We start from the raw sequence: 23,534 nt of genomic DNA on the forward strand, positions 1-23,534 counted from the left end.
AACACCAACCCCACGCCCTTCATCTGGCACAAAACCGCAGACGAAATCCTGCAACGCCTCGCCGGCTACTGCGCCGCGATCAACGAGAACAACAATTAAACGACGAATCTACCTGACAGGACACTAGCGGCTCGCGGGCTACTCGATCAACGGGTGGGGGAGACAGGCGTGATCAGGGTTTCAGAACCATCTTGACGGCGCCGTCGACCTTTCGCTGGAAGATGTCGTAGGCGTGCGGTGCGTCGTCGAGCGGCAACTCGTGTGATGCGAAGGAGTCGACACCCAGCGGGTCGTCGTCGCCGAGCAACGGCATGATGGACGGTATCCATTTCTTGACGTTGGCCTGCCCCATGCGGATCTGGATCTGCTTGTCGAACAAGGTCATCAACGGCAGCGGGTCGGCGGTACCGCCGTAGACGCCGATCACCGACAGCGTCCCTCCGCGGCGGACCACATCGATGGCGGTGTACAGGGCGGACAGCCGGTCGAGTCCGGCCTGCTTCATGAGCGTCTCGGCAACCGCGTCCGGCAATGCGCCGGCGATCCGCTGCATCATCTTGTTCACCGGTGAGCCGTGCGCTTCCATCCCGACCGCGTCTATCACCGCATCGGTGCCGCGGCCCTGGGTGCGGTCCCGGATGACCTCGGCGACATCATCCACCGCACCCAGATCGATGGTCGGAATGCCGCGGGACTCCAAGCGGGCCAGGCGTTCCGGGACGCGGTCCACTCCGATCACCTGGGCGCCGCGGTGGTGCGCGATGCGGGCGGCCATGTCGCCGATGGGGCCGAGCCCGAGCACGGTCACCGACCCGCCCGGCGGGATGTCGGCGTACTCGACGGCCTGCCACGCCGTCGGCAGCACATCCGACAGGTAGACGTAGCGTGAGTCCGGGGCCTCAACCGGGACCTTGATGTGGGTGAACTGGGCCTGCGGCACCCGCAGGTACTCGGCTTGACCACCCGGTACCGACCCGTACAGCTTCGAGTAGCCGAAGAGTGCGGCGCCCATACCCTGGTCGCGGACCTGGGTCGTCTCGCACTGGGTGTACAGGTCCTGGCCACACATGTAGCAGGCGCCACACGAGATCTGGAACGGGATCACCACCCGGTCGCCGACCCGGAGATCGCCGGCGTCGGGGCCGACCTCCTCGACGATCCCCATCGGTTCGTGACCGAGGATGTCGCCCGGTTCCATGAAGGCCCCGAGCACCTCGTAGAGGTGGAGATCCGAACCGCAGATGTTCGTCGAGGTCACCTTGATGATCGCGTCCGACGGTTCCTCGATCTTGGGGTCCGCGACCTCCTCGACACTCACACTTCGCTTGCCCTGCCACGTGACTGCGCGCATCGGTCCTCCTAGTCCTCCGGGCTCACCCAACGGGGCGCCCGGGTCGTTGTAGATCGCAGATTGCCCCGTAGTTGGTGCGCACAAACGTGTTTGTCGGGCGGCGGTCGGAGCGTTTGTCCACGGCGCCCGCCGGGTATCCGCACATACGTGAGTGACGATCAGAACGCAGGAAAGACGATCGACTACCCGGGGCGAACGCGCGAGATGTCGGAGCGTCCACGCGATGAGATGCGCGACTACGAGGGTCGCGGCCTGCTCGCCGGCAAGAAGGCGTTGGTGACCGGAGGCGACTCGGGCATCGGACGCGCGGTGGCGGTGGCCTTCGCCAAAGAGGGAGCCGACGTCGCCATCGCGTTCCTCGAGGAGACCGACGACGCACGACACACTGTGCAGCTCATCGAAGCCGAAGGCCGCACTGCGCGTTCGTTCGTCGGCGATCTGGGCGACCCCGAGCACTGTGCGGACGTCGTGGCTCGAACGGCGGACGAACTCGGTGGGCTGAACATGTTGGTGAACAACATCGCGTACCAGCAACCGGTGGACGACTTCCTGGAACTCTCGCCGAGCCAGTGGCGTCGCACCTTCGATGTCAACATCGACAGCTTCTTCCACACGATCCGCGCGGCCGTCCCGCACCTGACCGGCGGCGGCGCGATCATCAACACCGGCTCCATCAACGGCCTGCGCGGTAACAAACAGCTGATCGACTACTCGGCCACCAAGGGAGCGGTCACCGCGCTGACTTACTCACTGGCGCAGTCGCTTCTGGAACGACAGATACGGGTCAACTGTGTGGCACCAGGACCGGTGTGGACTCCGTTGATACCGGCGACACTTCCGGCCGACCAGGGCGAGGGTTTCGGCCGGCAGACGCCCTACGGGAGGCCGGCGCAGCCCGACGAGATCGCGCCCTCGTACGTCTTCTTCGCCGCCGAGTTGCTCTCGTCGTACTACACCGGAGAGGTCCTGGCTCCCCTCGGCGGTGAGACGCTGCCAGGCTGAGCGACGCGCTCAGCTGTACGGTGGAAAAGCCTGCGATGACAACAGCTTCGCGAGATGCGCCGCGTTGCGTGCGGCAGCAGATGTGGCGTCGACGACGGCGCTCGGCGCGGTCTCGAGGTCCTTGTAGTCACGTCCACCCATGGCCTCGTCGTTCCAGTAGGTGCTGCCCTGTCCGGCGATGCTGAAGCCGATGTCGTTCAATGCGCCGAACACGTCGGCGATGATCTTGTGCGCGCCGTCCTCGTTGCCCACGACGGCACACATGCCGACCTTGCCGAGCATCGTCGGACGACCCTGGTCGTCGGTACGCGAGATCTCGGCGTCGAGCCGTTCCAGAACACGTTGGGCCACACTGGACATGTGCCCCAACCAGGTCGGAGTGGCGATCAGGAGGATGTCCGCGCGCCGGACACGGTCGAACAGCTGCGGCCAGGCATCCCCGTCGCCCATGTCGCGTTCGACTCCGGGACGGATGTCGTGGTCCACCGCACGGATGATGTCTCCCTGCACTCCGTGATTCGACAACGCATCGAGTGTTTGCCGGGCCAGCAGTTCGCTGCTCGACTCCGCGGGTGACGGCTTCAGGGTGCAGTTGATCGCGATTGCTGAGGTCATGAGCCCGGAGTACCCAGCTCGTCGTCGGGCAACCGGGCTGCTCCAAGAATCCGGCGCTGTGGATGTTTCGATGCTGCGGGTGTTTCGATGCTGTGGCAACGGGCAAGTCTGTGATGACCGAGGACTGACGACACCCACCCCAGGTGACGCCCAATCATGGAACACACATCCGACATCTCTGTAGAGGTCACGGTGTCTGCGGTGGCCGAGCGCATCGCCCTCATCCGACACGTCGTGGGCGATGTTCTCGATGACGCCGGGATCATGCCCTCCAACGCGCTCGACATGGTTCTGGCGGTCGATGCGATGTGCACCCTGATCGTGCCGTGCTCTGCCGACAGCCGATCCTTGACATGCGCGGTGGCGGTGGGTTCGGCGGCCACCGATGCGAGCGTGCACGGCTGGCTCGTGGACGATGTGCACCTGCCCCACGGCGGGTTCTCGTGGCGGCTGCTCGAGCAGACCGTCGGTGGCGTCGACGTGGTGACAGGCCACGACGGGTGGGTGCAGATCGCGTGCCGCAAGCCGCATGTTCCGGTGTCCTGACCGCTCGGTATCGTGAACCATCTCTCGATACCAGGGGGCGACGATGTCCAAGGACGGATGGGGGCCGGCGCAGGCTCCGCCCATGGGCGGCCGCATGGTGGTGGTCACCGGCGCGAACTCGGGAATCGGGCTGGAGACGGTGCGTCATCTCGTCACGCTGGGCGCCCACGTGGTGATGGCTTGTCGCAACGTCGACAGTGCCGCTGCCGCGCGAGCCGACGTGCTGGCCTCAGCGCCCGACGGACAGGTCGACATCGTGCAGACCGATCTCAGCGACCTCAGCTCGGTACACAAGGCGGCCGACGAGATCGCCCTGTCCCATCCGGTCGTGGACGTGCTGATCAACAACGCGGGCGTCATGGCGGGTCGCCGGGAGATGACCGTGGACGGCTTCGAGATGGACTTCGGCACCAACGTGCTCGGCCACTTCGCATTGACCGGACTGCTGCTCGAGAAGTTGCTGGCCGCGGACGCCGGACGGGTGGTGACGGTGGGGAGCAACGCCCACCGCGGCGGTGTGGTGGACTTCGACGACCTCACGATGGCCCGCGGATTCAGCACCTCACGCGCCTATTCACGGTCCAAGTTCGCCCAGCTCGTCTTCGCGTGGCAGCTGCAGCGCCAGCTGACTGCCGCCGGACACACGAACCCGATCTCGCTGGCCGCGCATCCCGGTGCCACGCACAGCGGCGTGATGCGGGACTCCGGGCGGATGCTGAGCTGGCTGTTCACCACTCCCACACTGCATCGGGTGCGGAGCACCTTCATCATGGAAGCACCGCAGGGGGCCTTGCCATCGGTGCGGGCCGCGACCGATCCCGATGCCCGGGGTGGCCAGTATTACGGCCCGTCGGGGCCGATGGAATTCAGTGGCGCACCGGTCCTGGTGCGGCCCAGTCCCCGGGTGCAGGACCCGGCCCTCGGGCGACGATTGTGGGAGGTCGCCCAAGCCCTCACCGGGGTGCGGTACCCGTTCTAGCGAGAAGACCTCTGTCGGGCCCGGATCCGGATCGTCGCGCACACCGTTGCCCTCGCGCCATGGTCCCGGTCGCCGAACCCGACGCGGAGACCGGCGCCTGAGGGGTCACAGCATGGCGATGAGGCCGATCGCGACGACGATCATGATGACGATCAGTGCTCCGACACCGATGAGCATCGCGATCCCGCTGATCGGGAAGACGCGGGCGAATCGGTCCTCATGATGCGACAGACCTGACGTCTGCGGTGTGTCCGGAGGTGTGTCACCAGGTGCGGCGCCGCCGCCCGGCTCGAGACCGGGGGTCGCGGCAGGGTCGGGATCATGGGCGGCCGGGTCACGTGCCGGGCCACCGTCCTGTTCGGGCATGGCCACTCCCGTCGTGTCAGCGCGCGCGGTCGGTCCGTCGCGGTCGCGGAATTGGCGACTGTGGTCGGGTACCCGTTGTGCCGCCGAGTACACCTACGCCGACCGCGCCATCATCAGTGCCGACGGCGCGTTGCGAACCGATCTGGGCAAGTGCCGGAGCTATCGGCCGGCCAGCGCGTCAGCGGCCCGGACGAATGCCAAGTGCGACAGCGCCTGCGGGGTGTTGCCGGCCTGTCGTCGCGCGTCGACGTTGTACTCCTCGGAGAACAACCCGACGTCGTTGGCGGTGGCGACCGCGGTCGTCATCAGCGCTTCGGCGGCGTCGCGCCGTCCGCTTCGCGCGTACTGGGTCACCAGCCAGAACGTGCACGCCAGGAACGGATGCTCGTCACCGCTCAGGCCGTCGACACCGGTCGAGGTGCGATAGCGCAGCACGAGACCGCCGCGCATCAGAGTCTTCTCGATCTTGTCCACGGTGGCCAGCATCCGCGGATCGTCGGCGGCGCAGAAGCCCACCTGCGGCAGCAGGAGAAGCGAGGCATCCACTTCGTCGGAACCTGCGTACTGGACGAAGCAACCGGACTGCGGGTCAACGCATTCCGCATCGATCTCGGCCCGAATGCGGTCACGTAGTTCACCCCAGTGCTCCGGTGATCCGTCGAGACCATGTCGTTGCACCGCACGCACGCCCCGGTCGAACGCCGCCCACTTCATCACTCGCGACTGGGTGAACATCCGTGGCTCACCACGCATCTCCCAGATGCCGTTGTCGAGTCGCTCCAGGTTGGCCTCCACCTGTTCGAGCAGGGCCTTCTGTAAGGACCACGACAGCGGCTTCTCGTCGAGACCGGCTTCGCGCGCATCGTCGAGGCCGACCATCACCTCCCCGATCACGTCACCCTGGTACTGATCGACCGCGCCGTTGCCCACCCGAACCGGCGCCGAGTTCTCGTACCCCGGCAGCTGCGGCACCTCGCGTTCGATCAGATCACGCTCCCCGGCAATGCCGTACATGATCTGGATGTCCTCGGTGTCGCCGGCGATGGATCGCATCAACCACATCCGCCAGTGTTCGGCGACGTTCAGGAAGCCGTGCGTGACCAGAGCCTCCAGTGTCAGGGAGGCGTCGCGCAGCCAGACGTAGCGATAGTCCCAGTTGCGGGCGCCCCCGAACTGCTCGGGTAGCGACGTGGTGGCCGCGGCGACGATACCGCCGGTGTCGAGATTGCTCAACGCGCGCAACGTGATCAGTGAACGGATGACGAGTTCGTGGTGCGGCCCGGTGTGATCGATGCGGGCGGCCCAGGTCCGCCACCATTCGCGCGTGTGGGCGAGTGCATCGTCGACGACCGACGGTGGCGGTTCCGCTCGATGCGAGTGATACCAGGACAGCGTGAGGTCCACGGTGACATCGGGTTCGACGGTGAAGAAGCCACGGTGGGCGTTGCCGTCGGCATGCAGGGCAACGCCGCGCACGACACAGGCGTCCGGCCCGGCGATGGCCCGCAACGCGGGCCCGGTGTCGTCGCCCACCTGCGTCACCCACGGGATCGACTTCGCATAGTCGAATCGCATCCGCAGGTCGGTCTCGAAATCCACGTGACCGGAGATCCCCACCACGCGGCGGATCAGGTCGACCGAGCCTGCGTCGATCGGCATGAACTCGTGCACCTCGGCTGTGCCGGTCGACGTCTCCCACCGGGTGACCAGGATGAGGGTGTCCTCGTCGTAGCGGCGGGTCATCCGGGCATCCTGGTCGCGCGGCGCCAGCCGCCAGCGCCCGTGGTCGGCGGTGCCGAGCATCGCGGCGAAGATCGACGACGAGTCGTATCGGGGCACGCACAGCCAGTCGATGTCACCGTCCCGGGAGATCAGAGCTGCCGTGCGACAGTCGCCGACCATGGCATAGTCCTCGATCAGAGCACCCATGCCCCCGATTGTGCCTATCGCCGGCCGATCGTGGCCAAGGAACCGAGACCATGTCAGTGAGGTGGCGGTCCGGGTTACCGTCGGATATGGCAACCACCACGACCCTGTTCATCTGCGGCGCGATGGGCGACCTGACCTCACGCCTGCTGTTGCCCGCGCTCGCGCAGCTACTCGATCTCGAACCCGACCGTGACGTCCGCCTGGTGGGGGTCGGACGACGTGACGTCACCGACGACGAGTGGCGCGACCGTGTGCGGCAGTCGTTCGGCGACGGCGCGTCGTCGGCGGCCCGCGACGTCGCCGAGCAGGCGAGCTTCATCCAAGCCGACGTCAGCACCCCCGAAGGCGTGAAGAGCGTCTTGGAGCAGGCGGACGGACGGTCCGTGCTGTACTTCGCCGTGCCACCGTCGGTTGCACAGGAGGCCTGCGACGCCATGTCCGGGATCGATCTGCCCGACGATCTGATGTTGGCTCTCGAGAAACCCTTCGGCACAGACGAAGACAGCGCACGCGAGTTCAACCAGAAGCTCACCCGCCTCGTCCCGGAGAACCAGGTGTTCCGGGTGGATCACTTTCTCGGTCAGTCGATCCTGCTGGACATGCTGGGTGTTCGGTTCGCCAACCGGGTGTTCGAGCCGGTGTGGTCGGCCGAGCACATCGAGTCGGTGGTGATCCGCTACGACGAGACCCTCGGCCTCGAGGGCCGCGCCGGCTACTACGACAAGGCCGGCGCGCTCGTCGACATGATGCAGAGTCATCTGCTCGAACTGCTTGCCGCAGTCGCGATGGACCCGCCCGCGTCGTTGGACGAACGCGACCTACGTGATGCCACCGGCGCGGCCCTTCGCGCGACCCGGCTGTGGGACGGCGATCCCGTCCGTTCCTCGCGCCGGGCGAGGTACACCGCGGGTGAGGCCGGCGGGAAAGAGCTGCCATCGTATGTCGATGAGGACGGTGTCGACCCGTCGAACAACACAGAAACGTTGGCCGAGGCCACCTTCGAGGTCGCGACCGCACGCTGGGCCGGTGTCCGTTTCATCCTCCGATCCGGCAAGGCGATCGAGCCGGCGGTCCGGGAGATCGCTCTGCACTTCCGGCCCGTTCGCCATCTCCCGCCGCAGTTCCACGGCCACACCGCGCCGAACGTCCTGCGGTTCACGTTCGGTCCGGACGCGATGTCGTTGCGCCTCAACGTGCATGACGGCACGAATCCGTTCGACCTCGCCGGGACCGACCTCTCCGCCGACCTCGGCGAGGGCTCCATGCGGGCCTATGCGGAGGTGCTGTCGGGCATCTTGGACGGTGACGCGACTCTCGCCGTCCGCGACGATGCGGCCGAACAATGTTGGCGCATCGTCGACCCGATCATCGAGGCGTGGAAGGCCGACCGCGTGCCGCTCGACGAGTACCCGGCGGGCTCGCAAGGGCCGGAGAGTTGGCATCGGGTGTAGCGGAGTCACGGACAGCCCGTCCACGATCAGGTCGTGGACGGGCTGTCGGTGAGCAGTTCTCGGGATGTGTCAGAGCAGGTACACCGCAACCACAGTCGAGATCAGCAGGCCGGCGATGACCGGGACGAAACACTTGCGCGCCAACGTGAGTACCGGAACCCGGGCGAACCCCGCGACCGCCACCAGGGATGACCAGGCGACCAGAGTTCCTCCGCCGGACCAGATATTGCCCATCTGACCGATGGCGGCGAGAGTGGCCGGGTCCATGTCGACGCCCGTCGCAAGCGCGCCGGCCAGCGAGCCGGTCAACGGCAGCCCCGAGAATCCGGAGCCGTCCAGGCCGGCGACGATGCCGACGAGCAGAACGCCGATCGCGGTGAAGATGGGCACCTGGGGCAGGTGCGATTGCGCGGAACTGACCAGGTCGAACAGGAAGGCCGGACCGGTCACGTCCTCGGGTAGGCCCAGGATCTGGCCGGAGTAGTCCGAGTTCCCGATGAGAAAGAATCCCGCGATGGGCAAGACGATTCCCATGGCCTTGAAAGCGAACACCAGACCGTCGACGAGATGGTCGGCCGTGGTCTCGAGGAACTTGGTCGGCTCGTGGGCGGCACACACCGCGAAGAGCACCAGAGCGGCCAGACCGCCGACCATTGCTGCTGCCTCGCCGCCCTCCAAAGCAGGCACCACACCCGCCTTGCCCAGAATGAGGTACAGAATGAACCCGGCGTAGACGAGCGGCACCAGGACTGCGAAGAACTTCGCCATCCGGGTGGAATCGGGAACCCCGCCCAGCGACGACGCATCTGGCGGATCGATCACCGCTGTGCTGGTCCGCGAGGTGCCGAGGGTGCTGTCGCCCGACCCGCCGGCGGCCGCGACCCTACCCGTGGAGCCGGTACTGGCGGTGGTCGCTTCATCGGCCTCGGCCAACTCGGACTCGACGTCTGCCGCGCCACGGTCGGCCTCGGCTTCCCACTCCTTGAGGAGTTCGGCCGACGGTGCCCGCCAGGTCCGGCGTTGCATCACCCAGGTGATCGTCATGGCCACCGCGCCGACGATCAGAGAAAGGACGAGCGCCTTGTCGGCGACACTGTCGACGTCGACACCCGCGGACGTTGCGGAGATGCCGGGGGCCACTTTCATCACGTAGTCCGACGACAGTGCCATACCCTGGCCGGCGATCGCGACCACCATGCCCACCGAGATCGGTGACAGGCCCGCCCGGATGGCGACCGGGATCAGCACGGCGCCGACCAGAGGAACCGCCGGGGTGGGCCAGAAGAACAGCGAGATCAGGTAGGTGACCACCCCTAGAACGAGGAAACTCGTTGTGGCATTACGCATCACGTGGCGGAAGGGCGCGATCATCAACCGATCGGCACCCATCTGCCGCAAGCCGCCGAGCATGGCGGTCACCAACGCGATGATGAGGAAGATGTTGAACAGTTCCTGCGCCGCGACGAGGCTGGCATTGAAGATCGACGCGATCGCGGTAACGATGCTGTCGGAGAACGCGAATGCGGTCAGGAACGTGGCGATGACGGCTGGGACGACGATGTTCTTGCGCATCACCATCGTCGCGATGATGACGACGATGCCGGCGAGATAAAGCCAGTGCGCGGCTGTGAGATCGGTGGGCTGCACGGTGAATTCCTTAGCGGGAGATGAACGAAGGGGGCTGTGCTGGTGAAGACCCTCCTCCCGCCGTCATCGGCGGTCAATCGATACGATGCACACGTCAAGTCGGTGCGGGCTGTGCACGATGACGTCGAACGACAGTCTCACGATCGTCTGTGTCGCGCTGGTAAATCATCCGATACCGAGGTGTTTCGTCACGCTCCGGCGGATCTGGCGATGATGACGATTGCAATGTGCACGATAGACGAGGCGACCCGACAGATCTGTGCACTTTGACCCCCGCGCGACGTGCCGTTCGACCCCTCCGAGTGAAAACATTCTCGTGTGCACGAATACCCGCAATCGGGTGACCAGCGACGACCGAAAGGCGAGCAGATGGCGGACAGCAGTGGTGCTCGCGTGGTCGACGATTCGGGCACCCCGCTCGCTCTGGCCGCCCTGCTCACCGGAACCCTGGTCGGCACCGTCAGCAACAACGTCGTCAACGTTCCGCTCACCGACATCCTCGACGACTTCGACGCGCCCCTCGGTAGTGGTGTCCTGGTCGTCGTGGGGTTCCTGCTCACGTTCGCGGCGACGATGCCACTCGCGGGATACATCGCCGACCGATACGGGCGACGTCGGGTCTACTGCGCGGCGCTGGTCGGAACCGCGGTCTGTTCGGCCGGTGCGGCGACGGCGCCGACCCTGGAGGTGCTGATCGCCTGGCGTGCGCTGGGCGGCCTCGCGGCAGCCGTGTTCGCGCCGGCGGTGATGGGTCTGATCGCGTGGCTCTTCGGTCCCCGCCGCCGCGCCCGTGCGGTGGGGGCGTGGGCCAGTGTGAACGGCATCGGCCAGGCCGTCGGGCCCTCGTTGGGCGGATTGATGGCCGACGCCTGGGGGTGGCGGTGGGTCTTCGTGCCGCTGATCCCGCTCGCGCTGATCGGCCTCGTCCTGACGCTCCGAACCGTACCGCGGTATCCGGGTCGGACGATGCGACTGGACAAACTCGGCGCCTCGACCCTGACGCTCGGCTCCGCATTGTTGATCCTGTCGGTCACGCTTGTCGGCTCTGGCGGTGTGTCGCTGTGGATTTCGGCAGGGCTGGCGCTCCTCGCCGCCGTGCTGCTGGTCGGCTGCGTGCTGCATTGCCTGCGGGTTCCCGTTCCATTCCTCGACGTCCGCGATGTCGTCGAGCCACGCTTCGCGCGGAGCGCGATCGCGGCGTTCGCGCAGATGTTCGCGCTGGGAGCGACACTGCTGGTCATTCCGCTCTACGTGGTCCGCCACGGCGCAAGCACGAGCGTCGCCGGTGCGCTGCTGTTCGCGCTGCCCGCGACGATGGCGGTGCTGGCGCCGATCGTCGGCGGGATCTCCGATCGCCTCGGTGCGCGCCGTGTGTTGCGCACGGGACTCGTGGTGTTGTGCGCATCGCAGATCGCTCTCGGCGTGGTCACCGTCGTGGATGCCGAAATGCTGTGGCTGGTAGCGGTGCTCGTGCTCAGTGGTGTGGGTATCGCACTGGTACAGACACCGGCGGCGGCCGGATCGACGCGTTCGGTTGCCGGCGCCCGAGGTACCGGTCTCGGTCTGTTCAACCTGATGCGCTTCGGTGGCTCCGCGTTGGGCGCCGCATGGGTGGCTGTCGCTCTGGCGCACGGCGGCTACGGCATTCTGTTCGCCGTCACGGCCCTTGTCGCAGCGGGTGGTCTCGCGGCGTCCTTCGTCGGTCGCAACCCGGTGGTCGGTCCCGCCGACGCGGAACCTGCGGGGGAACCCTTGCCCGCCCGCTGATTCCCATTTCGGAAACGACTGGTGTCAGCTGAAATTGACCTCTCGGTCCACCGCCCCGCCGAGGGTGTCGAGCAGTTCGAGTCGGGCCGCCAACCATACGGTGAACTGGTTCTCCGGCTCGCGGATGTCCAGGCCGATGGTGCGTGAGATCCGATCGAGCTTGGACAGCATCGTGTTGCGGTGCATGTTCAGCACCCGAGCCGCCGCATTGACGTTGCCACCTTGTTCGAGGTACGCCAGCAGGATGGCATGCAGTTCGGTGCCGAGCCGGATGGGGCCGAGGACGTCGGTCACCAACTGCCTGCTGCGGTCGGTCTCCGAGATCTGCTCGAGCACTCCGTATGACCGCAGGTCTCGATAGGCGACTGCCCCACGCAGCTGCATTCGTGACGCGATTCCCAGCGCGACTCGGGCTTCGCGATAGCTGTCCCGGATCTGCGACGCGCCGACCGCGACCGCTCCGTACGCGACGGGTGTCCGTGCGTCGTGTCCGCGGGCGGTGAGTTCGTCGGCCATCGCCCGGGCGTAGTCGGCCACCTCGGACTCGATATCGGACGGACTCTGCGACCGGACGGTACGCACCACGACCAGTACGTCGCCCAACACGGTCACATACGATCGAACATCCCGATGCGGCAGCAGACCCGCGGCGAATCGGGCCAGACGCAGCAATCGGCTGCTGCCACGAGGACTTTCGGTGGAGTCCGGTGCGCTCGTGTCATCGCGGGTGATGAAAACCGCGAACGTCGCATCGAGATCGATGTCGTGATAACCGGCGCGAGTGCGCATCTCGTAGTCGGAGGCGAAACCGCCATGAACCAGGGCCTGCACGAAGTCGCCGCGCGCACGTTCCTCGGCCTCCTCGACGCTCCGCTCGCGCAGCATCTCCGATCCGATGATGGCGGTGGCCTGCTCGGCCACCACTGCGTGCTGGGCCAGGTCGTGCTCGCCAGGGCGGTCACCACTCCGCAGGATCACCACCCACCCCTCGAAGTATTTGCCGAGCAGGATCGGGCTCGCGGTGCAGATCCAGGTGACGCCCGAGACGTCGAGGTCGAGCCTCGAGGCCTCCCCGTGTCCGTCGTGGACCTGGCCCCTCGCCAGCAATGCGTCGCGCAGTGCCGCCAGAACGGCATCCGCGCTGTCGGCCGGGACTGCGTGGTCGGCAACCGGCACGCACCTGGCGTCGAACGCGACCGCGGGGGAGTGCGACAACGCGGACACCTCGCGCAGGAGCAGTGGCATCCCTGCGCCGCGGTGCAACAGGCCGGCCAGTGACTGGTGGACGTGGGTCGCGTAGCGCATCACGTGCACTTCCTGCGTGAGGGCACGCTCGGCCAGCAATCGGTTCAGCGGCCCGAACCCGATCGGGAAGCCCATCTCCACCACGACCAGTCCAGGCGGGATCGCGTCGACGGACAGCGCGGCAGGCAGCGGGCCGTCGACGATGACAGCCGGTGCCCCCCGGGCCAGCAACGAACCGAGGCTCGACGGCTTCGCCGCCAACGATTCCGGACGTGCGTAGACGACCGTCGACGTCAGATCGTCGTATCGACTCATCACCTCGGTGAACGGCAGGGCCCAGGTGACCGGCGTTTCGGCGGCGGCTCCACCGGCCACCAGCCGCGCACCCTCCATCAGCGATTCATCGAGGAGTCCGGCGAGTGTCAATCGTGGATGAGGTTCCATCGTCCTGCTTTCAACTGGGAAGTGCGGGCCGCACCCTGTCCTCCGGGCTCAGGGTCTCATTGTCAATTACCAGGGCACTCAGCACGTCACTATGTGCACAATAACCTCCGAGGCGGCGATCTTCAGGTCATCTTGACACTCACACTCGACGGCGGAGTCCGGTTACATGTCGAGTACGCCGATTCCGGCGACAGACTCCCGAGAAGCCCCACACGAAAGATGACAGCCATGCATCGAGTCCTGCGGATCACCCTCGACGACGCGTTGCCGGTCCTTGCGGCCGGCCGCGCCAAAGCGGAGGAGATCGGCGTCCGGCAAACGCTCTGCGTGTGCGACGACGGCGGCAATGTCATTGCCCTGCATCGCATTCCCGGTGCCCGATTGACCGGTGTCGAGATCTCCATCGCCAAGGCGTACACCGCCGCCGGCCATGAGCGAGCCACCCATTTGTTCAACGAGCCGCCGAACGGCCCGGCCCTGCCGGGCAACGAGGCGTTCGGCATCAGCCACATGATCCCGGGCAAGTTCGCCACCTTCGTCGGCGGTTTCCCGCTGGTCGTGGACGGGCAGATCGTCGGCGGCGTCGGTATCAGCGGCGGCAACGGCGAGCAGGACAAGGCCGTCGGCGCCGCGATGCTCGCCGAGTTCGAGGCCGTCGTCGCAGCCGCCGCGCACTGATCGTGCACAGTGGCCAGCTTCGGCGCGATCACCGGGTCATTGTGACCGTGGAGCCGTCGGTACGACGTACCTAGCCTGAAGTTGGTCGAAACAGCCTTTCTCCTATCGGTTTTCGACAGTCCAGCTCGCAACGACGCGAGTACTCGGCCGATCCTCGGCCACAGTCCATGAAGGGAACACCCATGTCGACTCTGCTCGGGCGCGATGAGTTCCGCGCCGCTCTCGAAGACGCCATCAAGGGCCGCGAGGCCAAGAACGCCTCGTTCAGCAAGGCCTGGGCCGAGGGCAAACTCGAGAAGAAGCACTTCGCCCGTTGGGCGGAGAATCACTTCCACTACGTCGGGCCGTTCGCCGACTACCTCGCGAACATCTACGCGAACACACCCGACGAGTTCACCGACGCCAAGGACTTCACTCTGCAGAACATGTACGAGGAGGAACTCGCCGACATCCGGCACACCGACCTCCTCATCAAGTTCGGTGAGGCCTGCGGCACCACCAAGGAGCGAATCGAGAACCCGGACAACATGAACGCCATCACCCGCGGCCTGCAGTCGTGGTGCTACGCGGTGTCTCAGCGTGAGCATTTCGTGGTCGCCACGGCTGCGCTGGTGGTGGGCCTGGAGTCCCAGGTACCCAGCATCTACAAGAAACAGATCATCCCGCTGCGTGAGGTGTACGGATTCACCGAGGACGAGATCGAGTTCTTCGATCTGCACATCACCTCCGATGTGGTCCACGGCGAGCGTGGCTACCAGATCGTGCTCGACTGCGCCGACACCCCGGCGCTGCAGCAGCGGTGCCTGAAGCTCGTGCAGTGGGGTGCCGAGATGCGGTTCTCCTACACCAAGGGGCTCTACGACACCTACGTCGCCGACGATCTCGAGCTCGCCGCAGTGTGACCCCTCGACCATGGGGGACGCCGACATCGGTGTCCCCCATGGGTCACCGCGAGAACCGATGAAAGTGAGAGACATGTCGAGCGATTCCATCGAGCTGCACCGGGACGCCGAGAGTTTCGGAGACGACTGGTTGCCGGCGGCCACCACGAAGGAGCTACGACGGCGACGCAAGCTGCGCGTCGAGCTCGGCGACACCCCGATCGCGCTGTTCTCCGCCGGAGACCGGATTTATGCCTTCGCGGATCTGTGTGTCCACCAGGATCGTTCGCTGGCCAGGGGCACCATCATGGCCGGCCGGGTCATCTGCCCGGGACATCAATGGCAGTTCGACCTGGAGACCGGCTACGAAGCCGACCAGGACATCTGCCAACCCACCTACGACGTCCGCATCGACGGAGAGACCATTTACGTGAACGTCGCCGCGCGTGCCGCGGCCGGCGCCGAGGCGAGGGAGACCTCATGACCATCAAGAGTGTGACCGTCGTCGGCGGCGGCCAGGTCGCCGCTGTGCTGGCCCGGACGTTGCGCCGGCGGGGATTCGACGGATCGGTCACGATCCTCGGCGAGGAGTCTCATCAGCCATATCAGCGACCGCCGCTGTCGAAAGAGTTCCTGACCGGCGACGGCGCCGTGGAGCCCCTTGCGTTGTTGGCGCCGAAGTGGCTGGAGAACAACGAGATCGACATCCGGACGGGAACGCGTGTCGACAGCGTGGACGCCGCCGGGCGGATGCTGACGCTCGCCGACGGATCGACTATGTCCTCCGATGCGATCGTCCTCGCCACCGGAGGACGCCCGCGGCGACTTCCCGGCGTGGGTTCGGCGGAGCGGATCCATCACCTCCGTACCGTCGACGACGCGGCGGCCCTCCGCGATCGACTCGTTCCCGGCGCCCGGTTGGCCATCATCGGCGGCGGCTTCATCGGACTCGAGATCGCTTCCACCGCAACCACGCTCGGCGTCGAAGTGACCGTGATCGAGCAGGCACACACCATCCTCGAGCGGCAGCTGGGTGCGCGGATGGCCGCCTACTGCACCGACCTCCACTCGGCCAACGGCGTCCACTTCCACTGTGGGAACGGCGTGTCCGATGTCCAGGCCGGTACCGACGGCGCACGAGTCACGCTGTCCGACGGACAGGTGGTTGATGCCGACGACGTGATCGTCGGCATCGGGATGGAACCCAACACTCAACTCGCCGCCGACGCGGGTCTCGCGGTGACCGACGGCATCGTCGTGAACGCGGTGGGACGTACCGCGGCTCCCGGTGTCTTCGCTGCGGGAGACGTGGCAGCCCGCTTCTCCGACACCGCCGGTCGTCACATCCGCGTCGAGCACTTCGACAACGCCAACCGGCAGGCCGGCGCCGTCGCGCGCGCGATCCTGGGTGAGCACGTGGTGGAGGACGGCCCGCACTGGCTGTGGTCCGATCAGTACGACCGCAATCTTCAGTTCGTCGGAAACACCGCCACCGCAGACGAAATCGTCGTCCGCGGCGACATGTCCGACCACGAGTTCAGTGCGTTCTACCTGACCGGGGGACGGCTGACCGGCGCCTTCGCGGTTGACCGCGGCGAGGACATCATGGCGGCACGCGAACTCATCGGCCGTGCCGTCGACACACCTGAACTGACCGACGAGGACATCGACCTCTGGGAACTGGGCGAGGAGATGGTGAGCTGACATGACGAACGAACAGATGGTGACGGGCGCGAACCTCGTTGACGGACAATGGGTGCCGTCGACAACGGGGCGAACGTTCCGAAGTGTGGACCCGGCCGATCCGGCACAGGTGATCGGGGAGTTCCCCGACTCGACGTCGACCGACGTCGCCGCGGCGGTCGACGGACTGGAGAAGGCGGCGCCGGAGTGGGTCGCGACCCCGCCCGAGCGCCGCGCCCGGATCCTCGAACGAGCAGCCGATGCGCTGGAGGCCGACGCCGAGCGTCTGGTCGCGGAACTGGTTCGCGAGGAGGGTAAATCGCGCGCAGAAGCAACCATGGAGGTCAGTCGTACTCCCATGAACCTGCGCTTCTACGCCGGCGAGGCGGTGCGCTCCGGCGGCTCGACCTACCCGGCTGCCGGGCAGACGATGGTCTGCACCGTGCGTGAGCCGGTCGGCATCGTCGGCGCGATCACCCCGTGGAACTTCCCGCTCAACATCCCTTCCCGCAAGCTGGGGCCGGCCCTGGCGGCCGGAAACGTCGTGCTGTTCAAGCCGTCCGAGGTCACTCCGCTGATGGGGCAGCGCCTCGTCGAGGCGTTGCTCGCCGGTGGCCTGCCGCCCACGGCCATCGCCCTGGTCCAGGGCGGCGCCGCCGCCGGCACCGCCGTGGTGGCGGACGAGCGGGTGGCGGCGGTGACGTTCACCGGCTCCACCGACGTCGGCGCCGCGATCCACGGGGCGGTCGGGCCGCAACGAAGGACGCAGCTGGAGATGGGCGGCAAGAACCCGACGGTCGTGCTCGACGACGCCGACATCGACTTCGCGGCGACGTCGATCGTCAAGGGGGCATTCGGCCTCTCCGGGCAGGCTTGCACCGGCACGAGTCGCGTGGTGGTCGTCGACGCAATCCACGACGCGCTCGTGTCCGCGGTCGTCACCAAGGCTGCCGACCTCGCCCTGGGTTCCGGCCTCGAGACCGGGGTGACGATGGGCCCACTGGCGAGTGCTGCGCAACTGGCGAAGTACCGGGAGTATGTGTCCATCGGTGACGCGGAGGGTGCGGTGCGTCACCAGATCGACGTGGCCGTACCGGAATCCGAGGGCTACTTCGCCCCGCCGGTGGTGTTCACCGAGACCACACCGGACATGCGGATCGTCCGTGAGGAGATCTTCGGGCCGGTGCTGGCATTTCAGCGGGCACGGGACTTCGACGACGCCGTCCGCATCGCCAACGACACCCGATTCGGGATGAGTGCGGCGATCATCACCGCCGACCTGGGTCGTGCCATGGCATTCGGCGCCGCATCGAAGACCGGTCTGGTCAAGGTGAATCAGCCGACCACCGGCATGGCCATGAACGCGCCGTTCGGTGGTTACAAGGCCTCCAGCACGCAGATCTCCAAAGAGCAGGCGGGCCCGTCGATGATGCAGTTCTACCAGGCCGAGAAGACCATCTACCTGACCCCCGCCGGCTGAGCCGGCGCCCGACACGAGGAATCACCATGGAATTCAGACGAGTCGCCCGCTCGGGGCAGGTTCCCGAGGGAATCGTCCGGCGCTTCTACGCCGAAGAATACGAGGTCGCGGTGTCACGTCTCGACGGCAAGGCCTACGCCACGTCGAACTACTGCTCGCACCTCGACTGCCTCCTGTCGTCCGGCAAGCTGGTACAGGATGGAATCGGATGCTCCTGTCACGGAAGCGCATTCGACCTGGAAACCGGTGAGCCGATCTGCCCGCCGGCGACCGAACCGATCAAAACCTACCCGGTGGAGGAACGCGACGGCGAGATCTTCGTCGGCATCGATCCGGCCGACCCGCCGGAAGGCCCGCGGCGTCGCAAGGCCCGGCAGGCATGATCGCCGGGCAGGGACGGCCACCCACCATCGCGACACGGGGGATGGTCGCCACCAGCCATCCCCTCGCCAGTGCCGCCGGGCTCGAGGTGCTGGCCTCGGGTGGGAACGCGATCGATGCGGCGCTCACCGCCGCCGCGACCACCTGGCTGACCCTGCCGGGCCAATGCGGCGTCGGGGGCGACGCTTTTGCCGTCGTCCGGGAACCGGACGGACGGGTGTGGACCGTCGGCGGCAGCGGCTACGGACCCGACGGCGGCACGCCGGAGTTCTATCGCGCACAGGGACTGTCGGCGATACCGTTGGACGGCGCGCTGGCGGTCGCCGCGCCAGGCGCCCCCGCCGCGTTGGCGGCTCTGCACGCGGGGGGTGCGTCACGATCGCTGTCCGAGCTGTGGGCCGGTCCGGCGCGAATGGCCGAACGCGGAATCCCGTGCTCGGCGAAGACGCGCGACGACGTCGCGAAAGCACTTGATCCGATCCGTCGAGACGCCCTGGCCCGCGGTGTCTACACCGACGGCGGCCGCGTGCCACTGGTGGGGCAGCGGTGTCCGCAACCCGAACTCGCCCAGACCATTCGCGCCCTGGCCGCCGACCCTCGCGCCATCTATTCGGGCACCCTCGCCCAGCGGTGCGTCGACGCGTTGGTCGCAGCGGATGCACCGTTCTCCGGGGAGGAGTGGGAGGCGAGCGGCGACGTCGTGCCCGAAGAGCCGATCCGCACCCGGTACCGGGATGCGGTGATCCATCAGACCACACCGCCGTCGGCGGGCTGGATGGTCGCCCAGCAGGCCGCGCTGTGTGGCGACGACCTCGGCATGGTTCCGTGGCTCAGCGTCGACGCCGTCGACCGGATGGCGCGCGCCGCCCGAGTGGCCTTCGAGGATCGCTTCGCGCAGTGCGGCGCCGACAATGACGGTATCGCAACGATTCTCGACCCTCGACGATTGGCCGATCAGCGCGCGGCCCTCGTCGGCAATCCGTCGATGCCCCGGGATTTCGCCGTCGCAGGCGGTGACACGACGTCGTTGGTGGTCGTCGACGACGACGGCCGGGCGGTCAGTTTCATCCACTCGCTCGCGTTCACCTTCGGCGCAAAGTTCGGAGTCCCGGGCACCGGCATCCTCCTGAACAACCGGCTCGGCCGTGGCGCCTACCTGATCGATGGCCATCCGAACGAGGTGAGGCCGCGGCGGAAACCGCTGCACACGCTCAACGCATGGGTGGCGACCGACGACCACGGGGCGCTTGTCTCGGTCGGCAACACCCCCGGCGGGGACGGTCAGGTGCAGTGGAACATGCAGATCCTCTCGCACCTGCTGGACCACGGACTCGATCCGCAGGAAGCGGTGTCGGCTCCGCGGTTCACCGTGTTCCCCGGCTCGGATGCCGACGTGATCGGGGCCCCACCAGAGCTCCGAGTGGAGGAGACGATGCCGGAGTCGACGCGCGTCGCGCTCTCGGAACGAGGTCATCGGGTGCGGGTACAGCCGGCACTGTCGGCCGACGGTAGCGCACAGGTGATCTCACGCGATCCAGGAGGATTCCTGCTCGGCGGCAGTGATCCACGGCAGGAGGGGGTGGCACTTGGTCTCGAATGAGCCGGTCGCGGTGCCGGTACCGCGCGGCAACTACATCCCGGCCACCCGATCGGGTCCGACGATCCGCACGGCCGGCATGACCCCACGGCGGGCCGGCCAGTTGACGGTCGTGGGCAGGGTGGGCGCCGATGTCGACCTGGACACCGCGTACGCTGCCGCCGCACTGGCGGTGACGAATGCGATCGCCGCGGCCCGGTCGATGCTCGCCCCCACCGAACGGCTGGAAATCATGGAGATGACCGTCTACATCGCCTGTGAACCCAATTTCACCCGGTTGTCGGCGGTGGCCGACGGCGCATCGGACACCCTGTCGCAGATGGCCGATGATGTGGCTCTGCCGGCGCGCAGCGCGGTCGGTGTCTACGCACTCCCGGACGGTGCGCCGGTCGAGGTGGCGTTGGTCGCCGAGGCAGTCCCGCGATGACGACTGTGGCCGACCGGCGGCGGTCGGGGCGCACGCGGATGGAGGATGCCTCGCTGCATCTCGGGTTGATGATGGCGTTGACATTCGTCACCGGAATCGTCGATGCCGGTGGATACCTCGGCCTCGACCGGGTCTTCGTCGGCAACATGACCGGCAACGTGGTCATCCTCGGCATGGGCGCTGCGGGCGCCGACGGACTGCCCGTGCTCGGGCCGGTGCTCGCGCTGGTCGCATTTGTCGTGGGCGCGGGAGCCGGAGGGATCGCGCTGCGAGGACATTCCAGTGGATGGGGCACCCGCGTGACACTGATGCTGGGTCTCGCCTACGGGCTCATCGCGGCGGGTGCAGCAACCGTCGGGGTGATGGCGTTGACCGAACGCACCCAGATCAGTGCCGCCGTGATGACGGCTGCCGCGATGGGTGTGCAGGCCGCCGTCGCACGCAAGGTGGGCATCGCCGAGATGACCACCGTCGTCGTGACGTCGACGATCACGGTGTGGGCCATCGAGTTCTGGTCCCGACCCGGCTGGGCGACGTTCGCCAACCGCCGACTCCTCGCGATCGCGGCCATCTTCGTCGGCGCGTTGCTCGGTGCCTTCCTGCTCGCCATCGGCCCGCTGTGGGTGGTGTTCGCCGTCGCCGCGGCCGTGGGATGGACGGCCACCGCCGTCGGTCATCTCCGGTCGGTCCGCTGAGGCCGATCGGTCAGGAATCGAGAAGCCGGACCACCGCTTCGGCGCCTAGCGTCACATACATGACATCGATCAACTCCCTCAGCCTCGAAGTACCCGACACAACACAAGCGAAGACCTTCTACGACAAGGCGTTCGGACTCGGCGAGCGATTGCGGTTCCGGGTGGCCGACGGCCCGTCGACGGGCTTCCGCGGCCACGTCCTCTCGCTCGTCGTACCCGACCCGGCCGTCGTCGACTCCCTGTTCGGCCCCGCGCTCGATGAGGGTGCCACCGAGATCAAACCCGCGAAGAAGTCGTTCTGGGGCTACGGCGGCGTGCTCCGGGTACCCGACGGCGCGATCTGGAAGGTGGCGTCGTCGAGCAAGAAGGACACCGGTGCCCCGGCGCGTCAGGTCGACGACATCGTCGTGCTGATCGGTGCCGCCGATGTCGCGGCGAGCAAGAGCTTCTACGTCGACCACGGACTCGACGTCGCCAAGAGCTTCGGCCGCAAGTACGTCGAGTTCGTCGCCGACCCCGGGTCGATCAAACTCGCGCTCTACGGACGCAAGGCCGCCGCCAAGGACGCCGGCGTCGACCCGGCGGGCAGCGGATCGCACCGCGTCGAGATCAACAGCGACGCGGGTGCTTTCGTCGATCCGGACGGCTTCGTGTGGCAGTCCGAAACAGTTGGCACTCGAAGCATGTGAGTGCTAGCGCTCGCCGCCGAGCAGTGCTATCTTCGTTCTCGTACAGCGATATGCCACCTGTCACAACCGGTGGTGGGTGGCCTGCGATTCAGGAGGTGAGTAGCTGTGCTTCGTTTTGATCCGTTCAGCGACGTTGATGCGCTTGCTCGTGGATTGATGACCGGCTCGATGGCCGGCACCCAGCGCACACCGCGGTTCATGCCGCTCGACCTGTACAAGGTGGATGATCATTACGTTCTGGTCGCCGACCTGCCCGGTGCGGACCCGGGGACCATCGACGTGGACGTCGACAACGGGGTGCTGACCCTGTCCGCGCAGCGCAGCGCGCCGTCGGACGAGGGCGTGCAGTGGCTGACGAGTGAACGATTCTCCGGCGCCTACCGTCGCCAGCTGACTCTCGGCGACGGCATCGACTCCACCCGGATCACCGCCAACTACGACAACGGCGTGCTGACCGTGACCATCCCGATGGCAGAGAAGGCCAAACCCCGCAAGATCGCGATCGAGAGCACCGGCCAGTCGCACGCGATCTCCGCTGGGTCAACCTGACCCACAGCGTCTTTCGCCCCGCGGTCGTGGGATCCCACGACCGCGGGGTATCCGCGTACGGAACGGGTGACACCTGCGCCCGCGGCTGATTCGCGCGATTCGCCACGAGATCCTCTCCCTGCCACTAACGTCCGGTCCACGGGGGGCCATCCGGCAGGAGCGCTCATGTACAAAAGAATCTTCGTCCGATTCGCCGTCGCCCTCGTGGCCTTGTTCACGATGGCCGTCATCGCCCCGGCGACGGCAAGTTCCGCACCACCACCCGAACCGAAGCCCGTCGTCGGTCTTGCCGAAGGGGTGGGGTACTCGATCCAGGTATCTGGTCGCGAGATCAGCTACACGGTGACCGAGGTTCCGCGGACCCTGGGCGGAATACTCCCGGGCGCCTGCACCACCGCAGTCGTGGACGTGGTCCGCGCAGCGCCTATCGTCGGCCCCGACATCATCGCGATCGTCCTCGGGCAGTCCATCGATGTCCTCGCCCTGCTGCAGGCCGTCGACGATGCCGACGCAATCACCGCGACGGACCTGCTGACGCCGGCGAACCGGGACGGAACCGTCACCGGTACCTTCGACAACATCCCCGACGGTCTCTACGCCGTCATGAGCGTCTGCAATCTCAACCCCGATCTGTACGGTCTGACCGGCGCATTCGTCCTCGGCGACGGTCTGAATTACGGATCGTCGGCGTAGGCTGTCGACGAGGAGGTCACATGGCGTTGCAGGAGACCTATCGGCGGTGGATCGACGACCTCTGGAATGGGCCGTCGGACGCTGATCTCCTGGCCGAGAAGGCGCGCCGAATCGTGACCGCCAACTTCCAGGGGCATTGGCCCGGGCACGATGTGCACGGCCCCGCCGAGCTCGCCGCGGCGATCGCCGAGACCAAGGAGATGTTCGATTCCATCGAATTCTCCATCGAGGTCGGGCCTTTCGTCGACGGAGAACACGTGGCAGGCCGGTGGGCCGGCGTCGGAACCCGCGACGGACGGACCACCCGTTTCATCGGCAACGACATCCTGCGGGCGCACGGTGACCGGTTCGCCGAGTACTGGTTAGCGACCTTCCAGCTGTAGTGTCGTGCGCCGCCATCTGGTCCGAGTCCCGCCCATCCGGCTCGCGAGAATCCACG

The 23,534-nt window shown here is 66.9% G+C and carries 24 protein-coding genes; 18 read left to right on the forward strand and 6 right to left on the reverse strand.

What is annotated here, in order from left to right; genetic code table 11:
* Nucleotides 1-172 precede the first annotated feature (172 nt).
* Complete coding sequence (locus tag V1Y59_RS10785) at nucleotides 173-1,351, reverse strand: zinc-dependent alcohol dehydrogenase (RefSeq protein ID WP_330504962.1); 1,179 nt, start codon at nucleotides 1,349-1,351, stop codon at nucleotides 173-175.
* Nucleotides 1,352-1,555: 204 nt separating this feature from the next.
* Between V1Y59_RS10785 and V1Y59_RS10790 the strand changes: the two genes are divergently transcribed.
* Nucleotides 1,556-2,353, forward strand: a complete 798-nt coding sequence (locus V1Y59_RS10790) for an SDR family oxidoreductase (protein WP_431309154.1) — start codon at nucleotides 1,556-1,558, stop codon at nucleotides 2,351-2,353.
* 9 nt (nucleotides 2,354-2,362) lie between these two features.
* On the opposite strand, the gene V1Y59_RS10795 is transcribed toward V1Y59_RS10790, so the two are convergent.
* Nucleotides 2,363-2,968 (reverse strand): flavodoxin family protein, encoded by a 606-nt coding sequence (locus tag V1Y59_RS10795; protein WP_330504964.1) that lies wholly within the window; start codon nucleotides 2,966-2,968, stop codon nucleotides 2,363-2,365.
* A 156-nt stretch (nucleotides 2,969-3,124) separates the two neighbouring features.
* Between V1Y59_RS10795 and V1Y59_RS10800 the strand changes: the two genes are divergently transcribed.
* The gene (locus V1Y59_RS10800; RefSeq protein WP_330504965.1) at nucleotides 3,125-3,514 is read left to right on the forward strand and encodes an FHA domain-containing protein; all 390 of its coding nucleotides are present in this window, start codon (nucleotides 3,125-3,127) and stop codon (nucleotides 3,512-3,514) included.
* 43 nt (nucleotides 3,515-3,557) lie between these two features.
* On the forward strand, nucleotides 3,558-4,493 hold the full coding sequence (locus tag V1Y59_RS10805) for an oxidoreductase (protein WP_330504966.1): 936 nt from the start codon (nucleotides 3,558-3,560) through the stop codon (nucleotides 4,491-4,493).
* Between the two features lie 105 nt (nucleotides 4,494-4,598).
* Here the strand turns inward: V1Y59_RS10805 and V1Y59_RS10810 are convergent, their stop codons facing one another.
* Nucleotides 4,599-4,859, reverse strand: coding sequence for a DUF6480 family protein (locus V1Y59_RS10810; protein ID WP_330504967.1), 261 nt, complete (start codon nucleotides 4,857-4,859; stop codon nucleotides 4,599-4,601).
* 159 nt (nucleotides 4,860-5,018) lie between these two features.
* Nucleotides 5,019-6,788 carry a glycoside hydrolase family 15 protein gene (locus V1Y59_RS10815; protein WP_330504968.1) on the reverse strand — a complete coding sequence of 590 codons (1,770 nt, stop codon included), beginning with the start codon at nucleotides 6,786-6,788 and terminating at the stop codon, nucleotides 5,019-5,021.
* Nucleotides 6,789-6,874: 86 nt separating this feature from the next.
* Between V1Y59_RS10815 and V1Y59_RS10820 the strand changes: the two genes are divergently transcribed.
* Complete coding sequence (locus tag V1Y59_RS10820) at nucleotides 6,875-8,239, forward strand: glucose-6-phosphate dehydrogenase (RefSeq protein ID WP_330504969.1); 1,365 nt, start codon at nucleotides 6,875-6,877, stop codon at nucleotides 8,237-8,239.
* Between the two features lie 69 nt (nucleotides 8,240-8,308).
* Here the strand turns inward: V1Y59_RS10820 and V1Y59_RS10825 are convergent, their stop codons facing one another.
* Nucleotides 8,309-9,817, reverse strand: a complete 1,509-nt coding sequence (locus V1Y59_RS10825) for a hypothetical protein (RefSeq protein ID WP_431309155.1) — start codon at nucleotides 9,815-9,817, stop codon at nucleotides 8,309-8,311.
* Between the two features lie 438 nt (nucleotides 9,818-10,255).
* Here V1Y59_RS10825 and V1Y59_RS10830 point away from each other — a divergent pair, with 438 nt between their 5' ends.
* Nucleotides 10,256-11,653, forward strand: coding sequence for an MFS transporter (locus tag V1Y59_RS10830; protein ID WP_330504971.1), 1,398 nt, complete (start codon nucleotides 10,256-10,258; stop codon nucleotides 11,651-11,653).
* A 24-nt stretch (nucleotides 11,654-11,677) separates the two neighbouring features.
* Here V1Y59_RS10830 and V1Y59_RS10835 read toward each other — a convergent pair whose 3' ends face one another.
* Nucleotides 11,678-13,342 (reverse strand): PucR family transcriptional regulator, encoded by a 1,665-nt coding sequence (locus V1Y59_RS10835; RefSeq protein WP_330504972.1) that lies wholly within the window; start codon nucleotides 13,340-13,342, stop codon nucleotides 11,678-11,680.
* Between the two features lie 228 nt (nucleotides 13,343-13,570).
* On the opposite strand from V1Y59_RS10835, the gene V1Y59_RS10840 reads away from it, so the two are divergent.
* The 13 genes from V1Y59_RS10840 (at nucleotide 13,571) to V1Y59_RS10900 (ending at nucleotide 23,478) form a co-directional block, all read left to right on the forward strand.
* A complete protein-coding gene (locus V1Y59_RS10840; protein WP_330504973.1) occupies nucleotides 13,571-14,020 on the forward strand; it encodes a GlcG/HbpS family heme-binding protein in 450 nt (149 codons plus the stop codon).
* 182 nt (nucleotides 14,021-14,202) lie between these two features.
* Nucleotides 14,203-14,922, forward strand: coding sequence for an iron-containing redox enzyme family protein (locus tag V1Y59_RS10845; RefSeq protein ID WP_330504974.1), 720 nt, complete (start codon nucleotides 14,203-14,205; stop codon nucleotides 14,920-14,922).
* 73 nt (nucleotides 14,923-14,995) lie between these two features.
* The gene (locus V1Y59_RS10850; protein ID WP_330504975.1) at nucleotides 14,996-15,385 is read left to right on the forward strand and encodes a Rieske (2Fe-2S) protein; all 390 of its coding nucleotides are present in this window, start codon (nucleotides 14,996-14,998) and stop codon (nucleotides 15,383-15,385) included.
* Nucleotides 15,382-16,605 carry an NAD(P)/FAD-dependent oxidoreductase gene (locus V1Y59_RS10855; protein ID WP_330504976.1) on the forward strand — a complete coding sequence of 408 codons (1,224 nt, stop codon included), beginning with the start codon at nucleotides 15,382-15,384 and terminating at the stop codon, nucleotides 16,603-16,605. Before V1Y59_RS10850 ends, V1Y59_RS10855 begins: the two co-directional genes overlap by 4 nt.
* 16 nt (nucleotides 16,606-16,621) lie before the next feature.
* On the forward strand, nucleotides 16,622-18,064 hold the full coding sequence (locus V1Y59_RS10860; RefSeq protein WP_330505165.1) for an aldehyde dehydrogenase family protein: 1,443 nt from the start codon (nucleotides 16,622-16,624) through the stop codon (nucleotides 18,062-18,064).
* Nucleotides 18,065-18,090: 26 nt separating this feature from the next.
* Nucleotides 18,091-18,447 (forward strand): Rieske (2Fe-2S) protein, encoded by a 357-nt coding sequence (locus tag V1Y59_RS10865; protein WP_330504977.1) that lies wholly within the window; start codon nucleotides 18,091-18,093, stop codon nucleotides 18,445-18,447.
* The gene (locus V1Y59_RS10870) at nucleotides 18,444-20,045 is read left to right on the forward strand and encodes a gamma-glutamyltransferase family protein (RefSeq protein ID WP_330504978.1); all 1,602 of its coding nucleotides are present in this window, start codon (nucleotides 18,444-18,446) and stop codon (nucleotides 20,043-20,045) included. Before V1Y59_RS10865 ends, V1Y59_RS10870 begins: the two co-directional genes overlap by 4 nt.
* Before the next feature lie 10 nt (nucleotides 20,046-20,055).
* Complete coding sequence (locus V1Y59_RS10875) at nucleotides 20,056-20,469, forward strand: RidA family protein (RefSeq protein WP_330504979.1); 414 nt, start codon at nucleotides 20,056-20,058, stop codon at nucleotides 20,467-20,469.
* A complete protein-coding gene (locus tag V1Y59_RS10880) occupies nucleotides 20,466-21,164 on the forward strand; it encodes a YoaK family protein (protein WP_330504980.1) in 699 nt (232 codons plus the stop codon). Before V1Y59_RS10875 ends, V1Y59_RS10880 begins: the two co-directional genes overlap by 4 nt.
* A gap of 59 nt (nucleotides 21,165-21,223) precedes the next feature.
* Nucleotides 21,224-21,853: a glyoxalase gene (locus tag V1Y59_RS10885; RefSeq protein WP_330504981.1), complete on the forward strand. Its 630-nt coding sequence runs from the start codon at nucleotides 21,224-21,226 to the stop codon at nucleotides 21,851-21,853.
* Nucleotides 21,854-21,958: 105 nt separating this feature from the next.
* The gene (locus V1Y59_RS10890; protein WP_330504982.1) at nucleotides 21,959-22,402 is read left to right on the forward strand and encodes an Hsp20/alpha crystallin family protein; all 444 of its coding nucleotides are present in this window, start codon (nucleotides 21,959-21,961) and stop codon (nucleotides 22,400-22,402) included.
* A gap of 165 nt (nucleotides 22,403-22,567) precedes the next feature.
* A complete protein-coding gene (locus tag V1Y59_RS10895) occupies nucleotides 22,568-23,095 on the forward strand; it encodes a hypothetical protein (RefSeq protein ID WP_330504983.1) in 528 nt (175 codons plus the stop codon).
* Nucleotides 23,096-23,115: 20 nt separating this feature from the next.
* The gene (locus V1Y59_RS10900; protein WP_330504984.1) at nucleotides 23,116-23,478 is read left to right on the forward strand and encodes a nuclear transport factor 2 family protein; all 363 of its coding nucleotides are present in this window, start codon (nucleotides 23,116-23,118) and stop codon (nucleotides 23,476-23,478) included.
* Nucleotides 23,479-23,534 lie beyond the last annotated feature (56 nt).

Origin of the sequence: Gordonia prachuapensis (assembly GCF_036350515.1) — a bacterium.
Lineage (GTDB): Bacteria > Actinomycetota > Actinomycetes > Mycobacteriales > Mycobacteriaceae > Gordonia > Gordonia prachuapensis.